The sequence below is a fragment of the Streptomyces shenzhenensis genome, assembly GCF_021462265.1.
Taxonomy (GTDB): Bacteria; Actinomycetota; Actinomycetes; order Streptomycetales; family Streptomycetaceae; genus Streptomyces; species Streptomyces shenzhenensis.
In genome coordinates, this window is sequence record NZ_JAJONF010000022.1 from 28,187 (window position 1) to 43,424 (window position 15,238).

Consider the following 15,238-nt stretch of genomic DNA (forward strand, 5'->3'; position numbering starts at 1 on the left):
CTCCCAACGCAGCTCAACCCCGAAGTACGTACGGGTCGCCGGCGGGCAGCCAGGCGTCCGGGGCGTGGATCCCGAGGTCGCCGACGCCGTCGCACAGGGCGTCGACGGCGGCCAGCACCCCGGCGCGGTCCTCGTCGGCCCGCCAGACCAGGGACCAGGTCCAGTACACCTTCGGCGCGACGATCTCGCGCCGGACCAGGTCGGGCGGGAGCGGGGTGGTCTGGCCCTTGGGCGAGTTGAGGACGGGCCGGGTGCAGCGCCGGACGTGGTCGAAGTAGGCGGGGCCGGTGACGGCACCGTCGGATATGCGCACCGGGCGGGCGCCGACGGCCTGGACGAGCTCCTCGGCGTACACGTTCCAGGAGGCCCAGGAGGTGATGTCGGCGTCGATCAGGATGTCGGCGTCCCGGGCCGGCAGGTCGCTCGTGTCGGTGCCCTTCGCGACGGCGTAGAGCCGGTCGGCGCCGACCAGCCGGGCCCGCAGCCCGAGCCGCGCGAGGTCCTCGGTGCGCACCCAGCAGACGGCGAGGTCCAGGCTGCGGTCGGCGACCCGGGCGGCCTGGGTGTGCGAGGGGGCCACCCAGGCGTCCACGTGGATCCGGGCCGCGGCGGCCGTCCTCGACATCAGGTCCGCAGGCAGCCAGTTCACGTAACCGAGGCGTACCGACTGCGAACCGGACAGCCGGGCGGCCCGGCGTTCGAGGTCCTCGGCCCGCTCCAGCAGGGTGCGGGTGTGCGGAAGCAGGTCGGCGCCGGCCGGGGTGAGGGAGACCGAACGGCGGTCCCGGTCGAACAAGCGGACGCCCAGGTCCCGTTCGAGTGCCTTGATCTGCTGGGAGAGCGAGGGGCCCGCGATGAGCAACCGCTCGGCGGCCCGGCCGAAGTTCAGCTCCTCGGCGACCGCGACGAAGTACCGCAGCTGGCGCAGCTCCACGCGCGTCATGCTACGCGCACTGGGAGGCTGCGCCTCTCAGCAGCGAGGCGGCCGGTCGTGGCACCGGCGCCGGCGTCGGCGGACGATGGAGTCACCGACGATGAGAGGGGCACACCGTGCGAGAGTTCCTGGTCGAGATCACCACCACCGTTCCCGAGGGCACGGGCCAGGACGAGGTCGACCGGCGGCGCGCGGCGGAGGCCGTCCGGGCGCGGGAACTGGCCGCGACCGGTCATCTGGCCCGGCTGTGGCGCCCGGTGGGCGAGTTGCGCAGCATCGGCGTCTGGCGCGCCGCCGACGAGGGGGAGCTCCACGAGAAGGTCCTCGGCACCCTGCCGCTGCGCCCCTGGATGACGCTCGCCGTCACCCCGCTGGAGTCCCATCCCAACGACCCCGGCCGGGGCGACGGCACCCGATGACCCGCACCTTCACCGCCGCCTCTCCGTGGACCGATGTCGGCAGGGCCGCCGCCGCACTCGCCGCGGGCATGGGCATCGGGCGTTTCGTCTACACCCCGGTCCTCCCCCTGATGCACGCCCAGGCGGGCCTGTCCGCCGGGGCCGGGGCGAACCTGGCCACCGCCAACTACGCCGGCTACCTGGTGGGCGCGCTCGCCGGCACCCTGGCACCCGCGCTGGTCCGGTCGCGCACCGTGCTGCGTGGCTCCCTGCTTCTACTGGCCGCCACGCTCGCCGCGATGCCCCTCACGCACAGCACGGCGGTGTGGGCCGCACTGCGACTGCTGGCCGGAGTGGCGAGCGCCCTGGTCTTCGTGGTCGCCGCCGCCTCGCTGCTGCACCATCTGCGGGACCACCCGGCGCACCTGCCGGGGTGGGCTTTCGGCGGGGTGGGCGCCGGCATCGCGCTGTCGGGTCTGCTGGTCCTCGCCCTGCGGTCGGTGGCCGACTGGCGGGCGGCCTGGTGGGCGGCGGCCGCGCTCACCGGCGTGCTGGCCGCGGCCTCCTGGCGGCTGCGGCCCGAGGACGCGCCGGCCGCGACGGGTACCGGCGACCGGCCCGGCGCCCGCACCCACCGGTGGTTCGGCGCGCTGTTCGTCAGCTACTTCCTGGAGGGCGTCGGCTACATCGTCGCCGGTACCTTCCTGGTCGCGGCGATCGGCCAGGGCTCCCCCGGCTGGCTCGGCAGCGGCGCATGGGTGCTGGTGGGGCTGGCCGCCGTACCCTCCTCAGCGCTGTGGGCCCGGCTCGGGCGCCGCTGGTCCCGGCCCGGTCTGCTGCTCACCGCGCTCACGATCCAGGCGGCCGGCATCGCGCTGCCCGCGCTGACCGGGAGCACCGCCGCCGCCCTTGCCTCGGCCGTGCTGTTCGGCGCCACCTTCCTGGGCGTGAGCACCCTCGCCCTGGCCACGGGCGCGCACCTGCGCTTCCCGCGCTCCGTAGCCCTGCTGACCGCCGGATACTCCGTGGGCCAGATCCTCGGACCGCCGGTCGTCGCCCCACTGCTGCGCCACGGCTACCACCAGGCCCTGCTGCTGGCCGCCCTGTTGGTCCTCGCGGCCGCCGTCGCCGCCGCCGTGCTGCGGATCGGCTTCCCGCACCACATGGGCGGCGACCACACAGTGCGCGTACGACAGCGGCAACCGGCCGAGGCCACCCGCCCCTAGGCGCTGCGTGGGCGGATCCAGACCGAGCCAAGCGCTTCCCGGTGAGCGGGCGGTGCTCACCTCCCGGACCGTGAGCGTCGGCTCACCGCATCGCGCGACGACGGCACCTGCGGCCTGCGACGGCTTGTCCGCGCGCACGCCGCGCGCCCGGCCGGGGCCAGCCGGTCGGGCGCGCGGGCCGTCCGGACTGGTGGTCACCTCTTGACGACGGACCTCACCCAGCCGATGAAGTTCGTCGTCGGGTCGCCGGTGCGCTCGGCTTCCGTGTGTCCCTGGGCCCACACGGTGGCGAAGTCGACGTCGCGGATGCCGTAGTTCTGCAGGGCGAGCAGGAGGTTGATCTCGGTGGTGTTGGCGGTGTCTCCCTGCATGATGCCGGTGCGGATGCGCCAGTGGCGCGCCACCCGCGACCGGCGGTAGCCGCCGAAGGCGGGCGAGAGGAAGTACAGGGGGTTGTACGCGTCGGCCCGCCAGGCCATGTCCTTGCCGACGCTGTCCTTCTTGGCGAAGTCGGAGTCGTACGCCGAGGCGCCGTAGTCGGACTCCCAGTCGGAGTACGTGGCGTACGCCGTCTCGTTCGCCTTGATCAGGTCCCGGGTGAGCGGCGCGAAGTGCGACGGGGCGTCGAGCCCCATGGCGAACACGTTGTTCTCGGTCTGCTCGCGGGAGTAGCCGTCGAACGCGCCGACGGGCTTGCTCGCGGTCTTCTGGCTTTTGACGAAGCCCTCAAGGCCGGACACCGTGGCGGTGTTGGTCGTGGGGTCGTAGGTGACCCAGGTGCTGTCGGCGTTGAGGTGGGTGATGTAGTCGCCGGCCGTCTCGTATGTGGTGGAGGACCCCGTCCGGCCCGATCCGGGCGGGCCGCCCGTCGTCGTGACGGTGTAGGGGAAGGTGTTGTCGGACAGGAAGTGGTTCAGCGAGGTGGTGATCACCTCGATCAGGTGGTCGTAGTAGCTGCCGGCCAGGTGGACGCCGCTGCTGGACTCGGTCAGCTCCAGGCGCCTGCCGTGCTCGTCGCGCAGGCCCAGGCGGTTGAGGTACCTGGGCCAGGCCTTCGCGAGGTCCGCCGAGTAGGCGCTGGTCCATGTCCCGGAGGCGCGCGTGCCGGTCGAGGCGAACTGGCCCATGTTCCACTCGTAGGACAGGTTGGCCTCGTGCAGGCTGGTGATCGGGCACCAGGCCATGACACCGGCGACCGCGTCGCTGAGGGGCCGGCCCTCGGCGTCCTCCATCGCCGCGCCGATCGTGCGCAGGTAGGGCTCGAAGAGGGGGCTGTCACCCGACGCGCCCGCCACGGTGTCCTGGGCTCCGCCGCCGCTCATGCCGAACAGGACGATGTCGTCGGTGCTGCCGGGCAGGACGCTCCGGTTGTACCGGAGGAAGCGGACCGCGGCCTTGAGGTCGGTCACGCCCCAGGGAGCCGCGTCGGAGCGGGTGCCGGTCGAGCCGTCCCGGCCCCGCAGACCCGGCCACACGTAGATGAGACCGGCCTCGAGGTGGTGCGACACGCTGCCGTAGCTGTAGGACGTGGCCGGCTTCTGCGCGGCGTAGCCGGGGGTGTTGACCGGGATCACGATCGGCGCCGTGCGTCCCGAGTAGTCGCCGACGGTGCCCTTCGGGTTGACGGTCGCGGTGTATGTGGTCCCGTCACTGTTCGCGGTGGCCGTCAGGTAGGCGCCCGGCACGTAGATCGACAGGTTCTCGTAGTCCGCGGCGGCCGGGTTGGCGACGTACACCTTCCCGGTCTGGTAGTACACGTCGTTGGTCGCGTCGTACGACCAGGCGGTGGAATCGAACTCCAGCGAATACGCCGAGGAGCTGCTTGCCAAGCCGCCCGACGACGAGGTACCCGCGAAAGCCGCGCCTGCCGCGCCCTCGACGATTCCGAACGCGGCCATGGCCGCGGCGCCCCGTACAACGGTTCTGCGGTTGATGTCCACCCGTGGACCTCCTTGTGCAGCGGGTTACGTGGTGACAGCCGTACCTGCGCACCGCTCCGGCGGCACCGCGGGCGAGTCAGGCTGTGCGGCTCGTTCGAGTCCCCGACTGTAGGCAAGGAGCCCATGGATTGTTGACAATTTCGATGATAATTTTGTTAGAACAGCTAGGAGGTCGCTGTCATCCCCAGCAGGGCCCGGCAGTTGTGCCAGAGCGGGCTCAGCCGCCCGGCGCTGTTGTACAGCTTGGCGAACATCACCTGGCCCTCCAGCTGCGCCACCACCGCCCGCGCCGCCTCCCGGGTGTCGGTCACGCCCACCTCGCCGCGCTCACGGGCCTCGGCGATGACGGACTCCACCATGTCGACCTGGGCGTCGAAGATCTCCTGCAGCCGCCCGCGGACCGCCTCGGTCTGATTGCTCAGCTCCAGGGCGAGGTTCCCGAACAGACAGCCCGCCACGGTCCCGCAGCCCTGCTGTGCCGCCAGCTGACCGGCCTCGGTCTCCTCGAACAGCCGCCGCAGCCGGCGCAGCGGCTCCGCGTCACCGGTCAGGGCCCGGGTCCAGTCGCGCTTCTGGGCCGCCCAGTGCTCGTCGACGACCGCGAGCGCGAGGGCCTCCTTGGACTCGAAGAAGTAGTAGAAACTGCCCTTCGGCACCCCGGCGGCCTTGCATATCTCGGCCACCCCGAGCGCGGAGTAGCCGCGCCCCTCGATCAGCGAGCGAGCGGCGTCGAGGATCTTCCGCCTGGCGTCACTGGTACGTCCCATGCGGCCAGGATACGGAGATATTAGACCGGTCGGCTAGTGACGGGGGTGTTCCCGTCGTCACAGCAGCGGCAGACCGTCGGCCTCGCGGCGCTCGATGCGGGCCACCAGCTCCGCCGCCGACGACTTGATGGTCTCCAGGCCGGGCCGGCCCCAGGGCCGCGGCTCCACGTCGACCACGCACAGCGTGCCGAGCGTCGTCCCCGTGCTGTCGATCAGCGGTGCACCCAGGTAGGAACGGATCCCGAACTCGTCGACGACCGGATTGCCCGCGAACCGCGGGTAGTCGCAGACGTCCTCCAGGACCAGCGCCTTGCGCCGGACCACCACATGGGGGCAGAAACCATGGTCGCGGGGCAGCTCACGGCCCAGGACCGGGGTGCTGCCGTCGGGCCGCACCACGGGCGGCGCCACGTCCGGCAGGTGCAGACCCGCGAAGAACTGACGGTTCAGATCGATGAAGTTGACCATGGCGTACGGCGCCCGGGTGACCTCGGCGAGACGGTCCGCGTAGGCGTCGAGGGCGGGGTCCGGGTGTGCGCCCAGGCGCAGTTGGCAAAGGCGCCGGGTGCGCTCGGGGGCCTCCTTGTCCTCGGGCGTGAGCAGCAGCCGGCCGGCCGGGCGCGACGGGTCGTACCTCATGCGCGGGCTCCGTCGCGGTGGGCGTGGGTCATATACGGGCTCCGTAAGGGGTGTATGGGATTCACATGTGGGCGCCGTGGCTCGGCGCGGAGACCGGAGCGTGGGCGATGAGATGGCGGACGAGGGTGAGCAGGGTCTGGACACCGGAACTGGAGATCCGGGCGTCGCAGCGGACCACCGGGATCTCCGGGTCGAGGTCGATGGCGGCGCGCACCTCGTCGGGGTCGTAGCGGTAGGAACCGTCGAATTCGTTGATGGCGACGACGAAGCCGAGGCCGCGTTCCTCGAAGAAGTCGACGGCCGCGAAGCAGTCCTCCAGGCGGCGGGTGTCGGCGAGGACGACCGCGCCGAGAGCGCCCTCGGACAGCTCGTCCCACATGAACCAGAACCGCTCCTGTCCGGGCGTGCCGAACAGGTAGAGCACGTGTTCCGGGTCCAGCGTGATGCGGCCGAAGTCCATGGCCACGGTCGTCTCGACCTTGTTCTCGATCCCTTCGAGACTGTCGGTCGCGGCGCTGACCGTGGTGAGGAGCTCCTCCGTGGACAGCGGCGCGATCTCGCTGACCGCGCCCACGAAGGTGGTCTTGCCGACCCCGAAACCCCCGGCCACCAGGATTTTCAGCGCGGTGGGAAAGGGATCAGAGCTGTCGTCGTAGTCCATCGAGCACTGCCTCCAGAAGGGACCGGTCAGTGGGGTTGTGGTGGAAGACGGGGGGCTTGGTGGTCAGCGCCCCGCAGTCGACGAGGTCGGAGAGCAGCACCTTGGTGACCACGGCGGGCAGTTCGAGGTGCGCGGCGACCTCGGCGACCGAGACGGGGGCACGGCACAGGTCGAGTGCCTGCGCGTGCTCGGGGCCGAGGTAGCCGAGGGGCGTGGACCCGGTCGCCATCACCTGCGACATGAGGTCGAGGGCGATGCTGGGCTCGGTGCGGCCGTTACTGACGGTGAAAGGGCGCACGAGGCGTCCCGCCGCATCGTCGAGCCAGGGCCCGTCGCCGGCTGCCGCCACCCTCAAGGCCTCATCGCCGTGGATTCGACGGCGTGCTGCCGGGGCGCGGTGACGAGGTACGGACGGACGCTCTTGACCAGCATCGCCATCTCGTAGCCGAGGACGGCGGCGTCGGCCTCCCGGTCGGCCAGCACGGCGAGGCAGGTGCCGGAGCCGGCGGTGGTGACGAACAGCAGCGTCGAGTCGAGTTCGACGACGACCTGACGGACGTCCCCGCCGTCGCCGAACCGGACGCCGGCGCTGCGGCCGAGCGAGTACAGGCCGGAGGCGAGCGCCGCCATGTGGTCGGCGCTGTCCGGGTCCAGGCCGTGAACGGACTTCACCAGCCCGTCGCAGGACAGGAGCACCGCGCTGGTGGTGTGCGGCACGCGCTGCACCAGGCCGCTCATCAGCCAGTCGAGGTCGGATACCTGGGCGGTCGGCGCATCGCTCGCCATGGTGGATCGACTCCTTGGGGTACGAAGGTCTGCGGGAGCTGTGGGGGTGAAGGCGGAGGCGGGGACGGTGCTGGTCATCCGGCCGGAGCGCCCCCGTCGGGCTCGGCGGTGAATTCGGAGGTGCGCACCGGGCGCAGGGCCTGGGAGTAGGGCTGGGGCCAGGCGGCGGACTGGCCGTCAGAGGGTTCCCGCTGTGTCCGGCTCAGGTGGGTGGGGGCGGCGGGGAGGGGCGCCAGGTGGTCCGCGGCCGGGTGGCCTGTGGGCATGTGGTCGGAGGCCGTGTGATCCGAGGCAATGGGGTCGGAGGCTGTGTGGTCTGAGGCCATGTGCTCTGGGGACAGAGGGGCCGGCTCCGTGGCGTCAGGTGTCACGCGGTTCCGGGTCGGCCGGCCCGAGGCCGTGTGGTCGGGAGCTGTGCGGCCCGGAGTCAGGTGGCCCGCCTCCCTGTGTGCCGCGTCCGCGGGCGCCACGTCCATGTGTGGGGCCTCCATGTACGGGGCCTCCATGTTCGCGGCATGGGAGGTGTTGGTCGGCTGGTCGCCGGATCCGTCACCGGCGGCCATGTCTCCGAACCCCATATCGGTGAATCGGTCGTGGAGGGATGCGCCATGTGTCCCGCCCACAGACTCGGCGGCGGTCGACTCCGTCTGGGTGGCTTCCAGGTGCTGCTGGGCCTCCGCGAGGCCGATGCCGCGCTGGAAGGCGGCCATCAGGCCGGGGTCGTGTCCGGCCGGGGACTCGTTGTCCTGGCGTGGTGCCGGGCCGCCGCGGAGCTGCGGAACGATGTGCTCCTGGGCCCGGCGGCGCGGCAGTTGGGGTTTGCCCATGGTGCCGCGTACGGCGCCGACGCGCGGTACGGGCACACTGCCCGCGTGCCCGCCGACCGCGGGACGGTCCTCGGGCCGGATGCCGGGCAGCGCCTCGGCGGGGTTGGGGCGCAGCTCCTGGGCACCGCGCACCGGCAGCGGCGCGGGCGCGCCCCCGGGCTGCGCGTGCCGGCGCCGGCCACCGGCGCCGGCCGTGGCGGGACCTTGCTGCTGCCCGGGCCGTCCGCCGTCAGGCGAACCGCCCGTGGCGGCCCGGTTGTCGGCCCCCGCGTCCGGTCCGGGGGCGCCGCCGCGGACGCCTTCCAGCGCCCCGGTGCCGCCGGAGGGACGTGCTCCCGCGGCTCCGGGCGGACCACCCGGCGTCCCCGGCGCGCCGCCCCCGTTCGCCGTGTCGCGTGGCTGCGGTACGGCAACGGGAACCCCGGGTGTGCCCGGTGCGGTGCCCAGCAGGCCCTGCGGGACGACGAGAACGGCCTGGACGCCGCCGTAGATGTTGGTCTGCAGGCGGACGTTGATGCCGTGTCTGCGGGCGAGCTGGGAGACGACGAAGAGGCCGATGCGGCCGTCGGCCAGCAGGCTGGCGACGTTGACCTGGTCGGGGTCGGCGAGCAGGGCGTTCATCTTGGACTGCTCGCCGACCGGCATGCCGAGTCCGCGGTCCTCGACCTCGACCGCGAGGCCGGAGGTGACGAGGTTGGCACGCAGCAGCACCTGGGTGTGCGGGGCGGAGAACACCGTGGCGTTCTCGACGAGTTCGGCGAGGAGGTGGATGACGTCGGCGACGGCGTGCCCGCGCAGTTCCCCGTCGATCGGCGGGACGAGTCTGACCCGGGAGTACTGCTCGACCTCGGCGATGGCGGAGCGCAGCACCTCGGTCATGGACACGGGGTTGCTCCACTGCCGTCGGGACACGGCGCCGCCGAGGACGGCGAGGTTCTCGGCGTGCCGCCGGATACGGGTGGCCAGGTGGTCGACGTGGAAGAGGCCCTTGAGGAGGTCCGGGTCCTCGATCTCGTTCTCGAGTTCGTCGAGGATCGAGATTTCCCGGTGCACGAGGGACTGGAGGCGCCGTGCCAGGTTGACGAAGACCTCCAGCTTCTGTTCGCTGCCGGCCTGGCTGGAGAGCTGGGCCGCCTGCACGACGGCGGTGACGGCGCCGTCGTGCGCACGGGACAGGTCGGCGGCGAGCAGCTCGAAGTCGTCCGCGTCCGCGGGCGGTCCGCCGCGCGGCTTGCGCTGGGGCGGGGTCTCGCCACGGCGCAGCGCGTCGACGAGGGCCAGCAGATCGGCCTCGCCGCGGGCGGCGTTGCGCCGCAGGATGCCGAGGCGGTCGCTGACCGAGCGGGCGGCGCGGCCCGCGGCCACGGCGGCGATCATGATGCCCGCGGCTGTCACCGAGGCCGCTCCGGTGAGCACGGCCAGCAGGGTGAGGCTGGGCCGGGCGCCGCTGGAGCGGATGGTGAACAGGACGGCCGCGCAGCCGCTGAGCGCCACCGCGACGGGCGGCAGGACCGCCAGACGCATGAGCTGAGGCCGTATGTGGGTCTCGGGCAGCGCGGGAACGGGTCGGGCGACCGGTCGTCCGTGCCGGCCGCCCTCACGGCGGTCGGCGCGGGCGGCCGGTGCACGGAGGTGAGACATCTGCGTCCTCGTACTGGTCCGTCGGGCCTGTTTCCTCGCGCGGGTCGCGCGAGTCGGGCATGCGCCATCGCGGTGCCGGCCGAGGGGACCGCAACGGAATTCGGCCCCGCACCGCCCGGCGGACACTCACAGTAGTCGCCAGGGCATCATGTGCGGTGGGCAGTTGACAAAGTCCCCCGGAGACGGTCCCGCTCTGGTATGAGCCGTCGCACGAAGGACCGATAACCCCCTCGGCAACCCGCCCTCGATCAGTCACCGACCGATCCAACCTGGTCAGAAGCGGTCGGACACAGAAGATGCCGAAGACACGAACCGGGCTCCCCTCACCCCTGTCCCACTCCCCGCCCCTCGGCCCGCACGCCCTCGATCGGCCCGCCAGGAGACCTCACAAGGTTTTCAGCGCCCCCCGCACCCCCCGAAACATCACTCACAGTGACTCCTTTGGCCTCGGCTGTTCTCCATCGGCGCGCAGCACCCGATCGGCGCGCAGCACCCGGAAGGGCCAGGAGCGGCAGGGCCGGGGGCTGGGGTGCGGGCGAAGGCACTGCCGATTCATTTGCCGTACGGCGGGTAGCGCCGGCCCAGCAGGCAGGAAGAGCCGCATCAGGTCGCGGACCAGGCGAACGGTCTGGACGGCCGCTCCCAGCGCGCCAGGAGCGGGCGCACGGCCTCGTCACAGAAGCACCGGAAGACCCCAAGTCCCGGTAGGTAAGAAGAAATCGATACATGTGCACGGCGAACGGCGGTGCCCCCGCCCGGATGGTGCAGGGGCATGCGCCCCACTTTCACGCCACTGTCACGTCGAAACGGCGTCGCAGGCCTTTCGTACGCGTTCCTCGCCTCAACGGGTCACCGGCCCGCCGTCACAGCTCGCCCGCGAGGTCGAGGTCCCCCCGCCCCGGCGCGCCCTCCGGCTGCCTGTCGAGGTGCCACGGCCGGGCGATCGGCGCCGAGACCGTTCGCCACCATGGGTCCGCGGGCAGTTTCCCGGACGGCTCGAACGGCTCACCGGGACGCGGCAGCGCGACCGCCTGGCCCGCCTCGTCGCCCGCGTCCTTGGTCCACTCCCCCGGCTCGGCCCACGCGTGCGGTGCGAGGTTGAAGGTGCCCCAGTGGATCGGCAGCAGCACACCGTGCGGCTGCCCGCCCTGGAGGTCGAGGTGGGCGCGCACGCCCTCCTGAGGCGTCATGTGTATGTCGGGCCAGTACTCGCTGTACGCGCCGATCTGGATCATCGTCAGGTCGAAGGGCCCGTGGTCGGCCCCGATGTCCCTGAAGCCGTCGAAGTAGCCGGTGTCACCGCTGTGGTAGATCCGGTGCTCCCCGCCGGTGACGGCCCATGACGCCCAGAGGGTGTGCTGGGTGTTGCGCAGCCCGCGGCCGCAGAAGTGGCGGGCGGGGGTGGCCGTCAGAGTGAGTCCGCCGACCTTGGTCTCCTCGTGCCAGTCCAGCTCGCGCAGCCGGCCGGCGGGCACGCCCCAGTGTTCGAGGTGGGCGCCTACGCCCAGCGGCACGGCGAACACGGTGTCCGTGCCGGCCAGCGCCTTGATGGTGGGCAGGTCGAGGTGGTCGTAGTGGTCGTGCGAGATGACCACGACGTCGACCGGGCCGAGCGCGGCGAGCGGCAGGGGCACCGGGTGCAGCCGCTTGGGCCCGACGAACGGGAACGGAGAGCACCGCTCACCCCAGACGGGATCGAACAGGACCCGGTGTCCGTCGATCTCGGCGAGGACGCTGGAGTGCCCCGTCCACGTCACCCGCAGGCCCGTGGCGGCGGGCCGGGAGAGGTCGGCGACGGTGGTGGGATGCACCGGAACGGTGCCCCGGGGAGCTCTGCGGGCGCGCTGCTCCTTCTCGAAGTAGGTCTTGGCGAACTCCAGCATCGAGCCCGAGGGCCGCATCCGGGTGGTGCCGCCGGGGTTCTGGAAGACACCGTCCTTGAAGTGCGGGGAGCCCTGGATGCGGGCCAGGCGCTCGCCGCCGGGGTCCGCGCCGAAGGCAGCGGGCCGCAGCACACGGAGCCCGGAGCTCAGGGAACGCAAACCGGTCACGGTACCTCCAGAGGTGTCGCCGAGTTCCCCATTATGGTCGGCCCTTTGGACAGTCGGCGTTGACACCGCGCCATCCGCCTCCCAATACTGACCCACTGTTCAGTAACACCCTTTCTGCACGCAGTTCCCGAGGAGCCCCCCCCCGTGACCGCTCCCCTGATGTCCCTCGTCTGGACCGACCACGTCACCGGCCGCCAGGGCTTCCTGGTCGTCGACCGGCTGGTGCGGGGCGTGGCCAGCGGCGGTCTGCGGATGCGGCCGGGCTGCACCCTGGAGGAGGTGACCGGACTCGCGCGCGGAATGACGATGAAGGAGGCCCTGCACTACAACCCCGAGGGCCACTACATCCCGCTGGGCGGCGCCAAGGGCGGCATCGACTGCGATCCGCAGGACCCCGGGGCGTACGCCCTGCTGGTCCGCTATCTGCGCGCCATGCGGCCGTACCTGGAGGGTTTCTGGACCACCGGCGAGGACCTGGGGCTCACCCAGGACCTGGTGGACCGGGCGGCCGCCGAGGCGGGGCTGGTCTCCTCGATCCAGGCCGTGTATCCGCTGCTCGACGACGAGGCGGCGGCCCGCCAGCGGCTCGCGGACGCCTTCGCCGCCGAGGTCGACGGGATCGGCCTGGACGAGCTGGCAGGCGGCTGCGGGGTCGCCGAGTCGGCGCTGACGGCCCTGGACCGGGCCGGGGTGCCGTACCCGGGGACGCGGGTCGCCGTGCAGGGCCTCGGCACCATGGGCGGGGCCACGGCGCGGTTCCTCGCCCGCGCGGGCCTCACTGTCGTGGCGGTCGCCGACATCAAGGGCACGATCGCCAACCCGGCGGGACTGGACGTCGAGGCGCTGCTGCGCGCGCGGGACGCGTACGGCACCGTCGACCGCGCGGTACTGCGCCCCGGTGACGTGGAACTGCCGGGCGACGCCTGGCTGTCCGCCGACGCCCAGGTGCTGGTGCCGGCGGCGGTGTCGTACGTCGTCGACGCGGCCAACGAGCACCTGGTCACCGCCCGCTGGATCGTGGAGGCGGCCAACATGCCGATGCTGCCCGAGGCGGAGGAGCGGCTCACCGCGCGCGGGGTGACCGTGCTGCCGGACGTGGTCGTGAACTCGGCTACCAACGCCTGGTGGTGGTGGACCCTCTTCGGCGACATCGGCCCCGACCCGGACGAGGCGTTCGCCCACACCCGCCGGTCGATGCGGGCCCTGGTGGAGTTGACGCTGGACCGCGCGGAGTCCGACGGCACGACCCCGCGCGCCGCGGCCCAGGCCCTGGCGACCGACCGGCTGCCGGTGATCGCGGAGCGGTTCGGCTGGTACCGGTGACGGATCCGCGGCGTCCGAGGGCGGCGGCGAGAAGCAACGCGCCCAGGGCCGTGAGGCTGGTGCCCTGCCGGCCGAGGGTCTCCAGGAGGGGTCCGGCGCCAGCCGTGCCGGGGGCGCCGGTCGTGAAGTCGGTGGCGACCGTGGTGAGCACGGGCCGCACGGCGCAGTTGTCGGCTGTCGCCGTCCCGGCTGTCGCGGCCGGCAGGAGCGTGCCGCCGGGGGACGGCGTCCGGCTCACGGCCGGGTGTCGCGGCTGAGGACGACGGCGTAACGGCACTCGGAGCCGGTGGTGTTGGCGAAGACGCGCTCGGCCGGCGCGCCGAGTTCGACGGTGTCGCCGGCCTCGAGTTCGTGGACCGTGTCGCCGTCGTGGAAGGTGAGGCGGCCGTCGAGGACCCAGACGAGCTGCCGTACGAAGGCGAAGGCCGCGGCCGGGTAGGGCACCCGGGCTCCGGCGGGCAGCCGGATCTCGGCGATCTCCGCCGGGAAGCGCGGGCCCGTGATCTGGCGGCGCCGGTAGCCGGTGCCGGGATCGCGCCATTCGGCGGCGTCGGCGCCGCGCCGCACGCCCGGCACGTCCGCCCCGGACTCCCGCGCGCCTTCGGCGAGGGCCAGCAGCGCGGCGACGCTGAGCTGGAAGGCGGCGGACAGCTTGCCGAGCACGACCGCGGTGGGGCTGCTCTCGCCGCGTTCGATCCGGCTGATCATCGCCGAGGAGACACCCGAGGCGTCCGCGAGCTGCGCCAGCGTCCAGCGGCGGCGCTCCCGCTCGGCGCGGACACGCGCGGCGATCTGCCGCACCAGGGGGTCCGCCAGGGGTTCTACTATGTTGGACATGAATCCAATATACGAGAGAAGCCGAGTGACGGTACGCCCGGCCCGTCCCGGCGACGAGGAGGCCGTCCGCGCGATCCGCAATCACGCGATCGAGCACTCGACCGCCCTGTGGACCGAGACCCCGCAGTCCCCCGCCGAGGGCGCCGCCTGGTTCGCCGCCCACCTGGAGCGCGGGTCGGCACTCGTGGCCGAGGCGGCCGGGACGACGGCCGAAGCGCCGGGCGAGGTGGCCGGGTTCGCGGTCTACGGCCCGTGGCGCGCGCTGGACGGCTACCGGCACACGGTGGAGGACTCCGTCTACGTCCGGGAGGGCAGGCACGGGCTCGGCATCGGCTCCGCGCTGCTGGGCCCCCTCATCGCCTCGGCACGCGAGGCCGGCCACCATGTGATGATCGCCGGCATCGAGGCGCGGAACGCCGCGTCGATCCGGCTGCACGACCGGTTCGGCTTCGAGCACGTGGGCACGGTCCGGGAGGCGGGCACCAAGTTCGGGCGCTGGCTGGACCTGACGCTCATGCGGCTGCCGCTGGCCTGAGAGGGCAACGCGGGCGACGGGTGGACCGAATAGGGTGACCGCGTGGCGAGAGTGCGGTTGAGCGTGGCCGAGCGGCGGGAGGAACTGCTGCGGGCCGCCATCGAGCAGATCCAGGCGCGGGGCGTGGCGGCGGTGCGGATCGCCGACGTGGCCTCGGCCCTCGGGGTGAGCAACGCACTGGTGCTGTACCACTTCTCGACGAAGGAGAAGCTGGTCGCCGCCGCCTTCGCCTACGCCGCCGAGGACGACCTGGCGCATCTGCGCAAGCTGCTGGGCCGCCGTACGTCGGCGTTGCGCCGGCTGCGGGCGGCGGTGCGCTGGTACGCGCCGACGGGGCAGGCGAAGGGCTGGCGGCTGTGGATCGAGGGCTGGGCGGCGGCGTTGCGGGAACCGGCGCTGCGGGACGTCACCAAAAGCCTCGACCAGCAGTGGAAGGCGGCGATCGCCGAAGTCATCGCCGAAGGGGTGGCGGCGGGTGAGTTCCGGTGCCCCGACCCCGCGGCGGCGGCGCTGCGGCTGACCGCGCTGCTCGACGGGCTCGCCGTCCAGTTGACGTCGTACCCGGGTGCCGTGCCCCGCGCCCGGGCGCAGGAGTGGGCGGACGAGGCGCTGGCGCGCGAACTGGGCCTGCCCGGGGAGCGGTAAGGGGCAGCCCGCGAGGAGGCCACCCCTT

At 72.7% G+C, this 15,238-nt stretch carries 15 protein-coding genes; 5 read left to right on the forward strand and 10 right to left on the reverse strand.

The features are described from left to right. Positions 1-13: 13 nt before the first annotated feature. Positions 14-943, reverse strand: coding sequence for a LysR family transcriptional regulator (locus LQ326_RS26240; protein ID WP_268207560.1), 930 nt, complete (start codon positions 941-943; stop codon positions 14-16). A 107-nt stretch (positions 944-1,050) separates the two neighbouring features. On the opposite strand from LQ326_RS26240, the gene LQ326_RS26245 reads away from it, so the two are divergent. Then, the gene (locus tag LQ326_RS26245) at positions 1,051-1,353 is read left to right on the forward strand and encodes a muconolactone Delta-isomerase family protein (protein WP_234540283.1); all 303 of its coding nucleotides are present in this window, start codon (positions 1,051-1,053) and stop codon (positions 1,351-1,353) included. Between the two features lie 68 nt (positions 1,354-1,421). Next, a complete protein-coding gene (locus tag LQ326_RS26250) occupies positions 1,422-2,558 on the forward strand; it encodes a YbfB/YjiJ family MFS transporter (protein WP_234540454.1) in 1,137 nt (378 codons plus the stop codon). A gap of 194 nt (positions 2,559-2,752) precedes the next feature. Here the strand turns inward: LQ326_RS26250 and LQ326_RS26255 are convergent, their stop codons facing one another. The 8 genes from LQ326_RS26255 to LQ326_RS26290 all read right to left on the reverse strand — a co-directional run bounded on the left by LQ326_RS26255 (position 2,753) and on the right by LQ326_RS26290 (position 11,870). Next, on the reverse strand, positions 2,753-4,498 hold the full coding sequence (locus LQ326_RS26255) for an esterase (RefSeq protein WP_234540285.1): 1,746 nt from the start codon (positions 4,496-4,498) through the stop codon (positions 2,753-2,755). Between the two features lie 164 nt (positions 4,499-4,662). Next, positions 4,663-5,265: a TetR/AcrR family transcriptional regulator gene (locus LQ326_RS26260; RefSeq protein WP_234540287.1), complete on the reverse strand. Its 603-nt coding sequence runs from the start codon at positions 5,263-5,265 to the stop codon at positions 4,663-4,665. 57 nt (positions 5,266-5,322) lie between these two features. Continuing rightward, the gene (locus LQ326_RS26265) at positions 5,323-5,904 is read right to left on the reverse strand and encodes a GAF domain-containing protein (protein ID WP_234540288.1); all 582 of its coding nucleotides are present in this window, start codon (positions 5,902-5,904) and stop codon (positions 5,323-5,325) included. A gap of 61 nt (positions 5,905-5,965) precedes the next feature. After that, a complete protein-coding gene (locus LQ326_RS26270) occupies positions 5,966-6,565 on the reverse strand; it encodes a GTP-binding protein (protein WP_234540290.1) in 600 nt (199 codons plus the stop codon). Further along, complete coding sequence (locus tag LQ326_RS26275) at positions 6,543-6,914, reverse strand: DUF742 domain-containing protein (protein WP_234540291.1); 372 nt, start codon at positions 6,912-6,914, stop codon at positions 6,543-6,545. The genes LQ326_RS26270 and LQ326_RS26275 overlap by 23 nt, the downstream gene beginning before the upstream one ends. A 2-nt stretch (positions 6,915-6,916) precedes the next feature. Next, positions 6,917-7,351, reverse strand: coding sequence for a roadblock/LC7 domain-containing protein (locus LQ326_RS26280; RefSeq protein WP_234540293.1), 435 nt, complete (start codon positions 7,349-7,351; stop codon positions 6,917-6,919). Between the two features lie 74 nt (positions 7,352-7,425). Beyond that, positions 7,426-9,819: a sensor histidine kinase gene (locus tag LQ326_RS26285; RefSeq protein WP_234540294.1), complete on the reverse strand. Its 2,394-nt coding sequence runs from the start codon at positions 9,817-9,819 to the stop codon at positions 7,426-7,428. Between the two features lie 863 nt (positions 9,820-10,682). Then, positions 10,683-11,870: an MBL fold metallo-hydrolase gene (locus LQ326_RS26290; protein WP_234540295.1), complete on the reverse strand. Its 1,188-nt coding sequence runs from the start codon at positions 11,868-11,870 to the stop codon at positions 10,683-10,685. Positions 11,871-12,014: 144 nt separating this feature from the next. Here LQ326_RS26290 and LQ326_RS26295 point away from each other — a divergent pair, with 144 nt between their 5' ends. Further along, positions 12,015-13,193, forward strand: a complete 1,179-nt coding sequence (locus tag LQ326_RS26295; RefSeq protein ID WP_234540297.1) for a glutamate dehydrogenase — start codon at positions 12,015-12,017, stop codon at positions 13,191-13,193. Between the two features lie 234 nt (positions 13,194-13,427). Here LQ326_RS26295 and LQ326_RS26300 read toward each other — a convergent pair whose 3' ends face one another. Continuing rightward, positions 13,428-14,030, reverse strand: coding sequence for a helix-turn-helix domain-containing protein (locus LQ326_RS26300; protein WP_234540299.1), 603 nt, complete (start codon positions 14,028-14,030; stop codon positions 13,428-13,430). On the opposite strand from LQ326_RS26300, the gene LQ326_RS26305 reads away from it, so the two are divergent. Both LQ326_RS26305 and LQ326_RS26310 read left to right on the forward strand, forming a co-directional pair. Beyond that, the gene (locus LQ326_RS26305; protein WP_234540300.1) at positions 14,029-14,565 is read left to right on the forward strand and encodes a GNAT family N-acetyltransferase; all 537 of its coding nucleotides are present in this window, start codon (positions 14,029-14,031) and stop codon (positions 14,563-14,565) included. The genes LQ326_RS26300 and LQ326_RS26305 overlap by 2 nt on opposite strands. 42 nt (positions 14,566-14,607) lie before the next feature. Then, positions 14,608-15,210, forward strand: coding sequence for a TetR/AcrR family transcriptional regulator (locus tag LQ326_RS26310; RefSeq protein WP_234540302.1), 603 nt, complete (start codon positions 14,608-14,610; stop codon positions 15,208-15,210). Positions 15,211-15,238 lie beyond the last annotated feature (28 nt).

Bases quoted from the DNA above. Each gene is read 5' to 3' on its own strand.
- LQ326_RS26240 (WP_268207560.1), bottom strand. From the start codon at position 943: ATGACGCGCGTGGAGCTGCGCCAGCTGCGGTACTTCGTCGCGGTCGCC.
- LQ326_RS26250 (WP_234540454.1), top strand. From the start codon at position 1,422: ATGGGCATCGGGCGTTTCGTCTACACCCCGGTCCTCCCCCTGATGCAC.
- LQ326_RS26260 (WP_234540287.1), bottom strand. From the start codon at position 5,265: ATGGGACGTACCAGTGACGCCAGGCGGAAGATCCTCGACGCCGCTCGC.
- LQ326_RS26265 (WP_234540288.1), bottom strand. From the start codon at position 5,904: ATGAGGTACGACCCGTCGCGCCCGGCCGGCCGGCTGCTGCTCACGCCC.
- LQ326_RS26270 (WP_234540290.1), bottom strand. From the start codon at position 6,565: ATGGACTACGACGACAGCTCTGATCCCTTTCCCACCGCGCTGAAAATC.
- LQ326_RS26280 (WP_234540293.1), bottom strand. From the start codon at position 7,351: ATGGCGAGCGATGCGCCGACCGCCCAGGTATCCGACCTCGACTGGCTG.
- LQ326_RS26285 (WP_234540294.1), bottom strand. From the start codon at position 9,819: ATGTCTCACCTCCGTGCACCGGCCGCCCGCGCCGACCGCCGTGAGGGC.
- LQ326_RS26305 (WP_234540300.1), top strand. From the start codon at position 14,029: ATGAATCCAATATACGAGAGAAGCCGAGTGACGGTACGCCCGGCCCGT.
- LQ326_RS26300 (WP_234540299.1), bottom strand. From the start codon at position 14,030: ATGTCCAACATAGTAGAACCCCTGGCGGACCCCCTGGTGCGGCAGATC.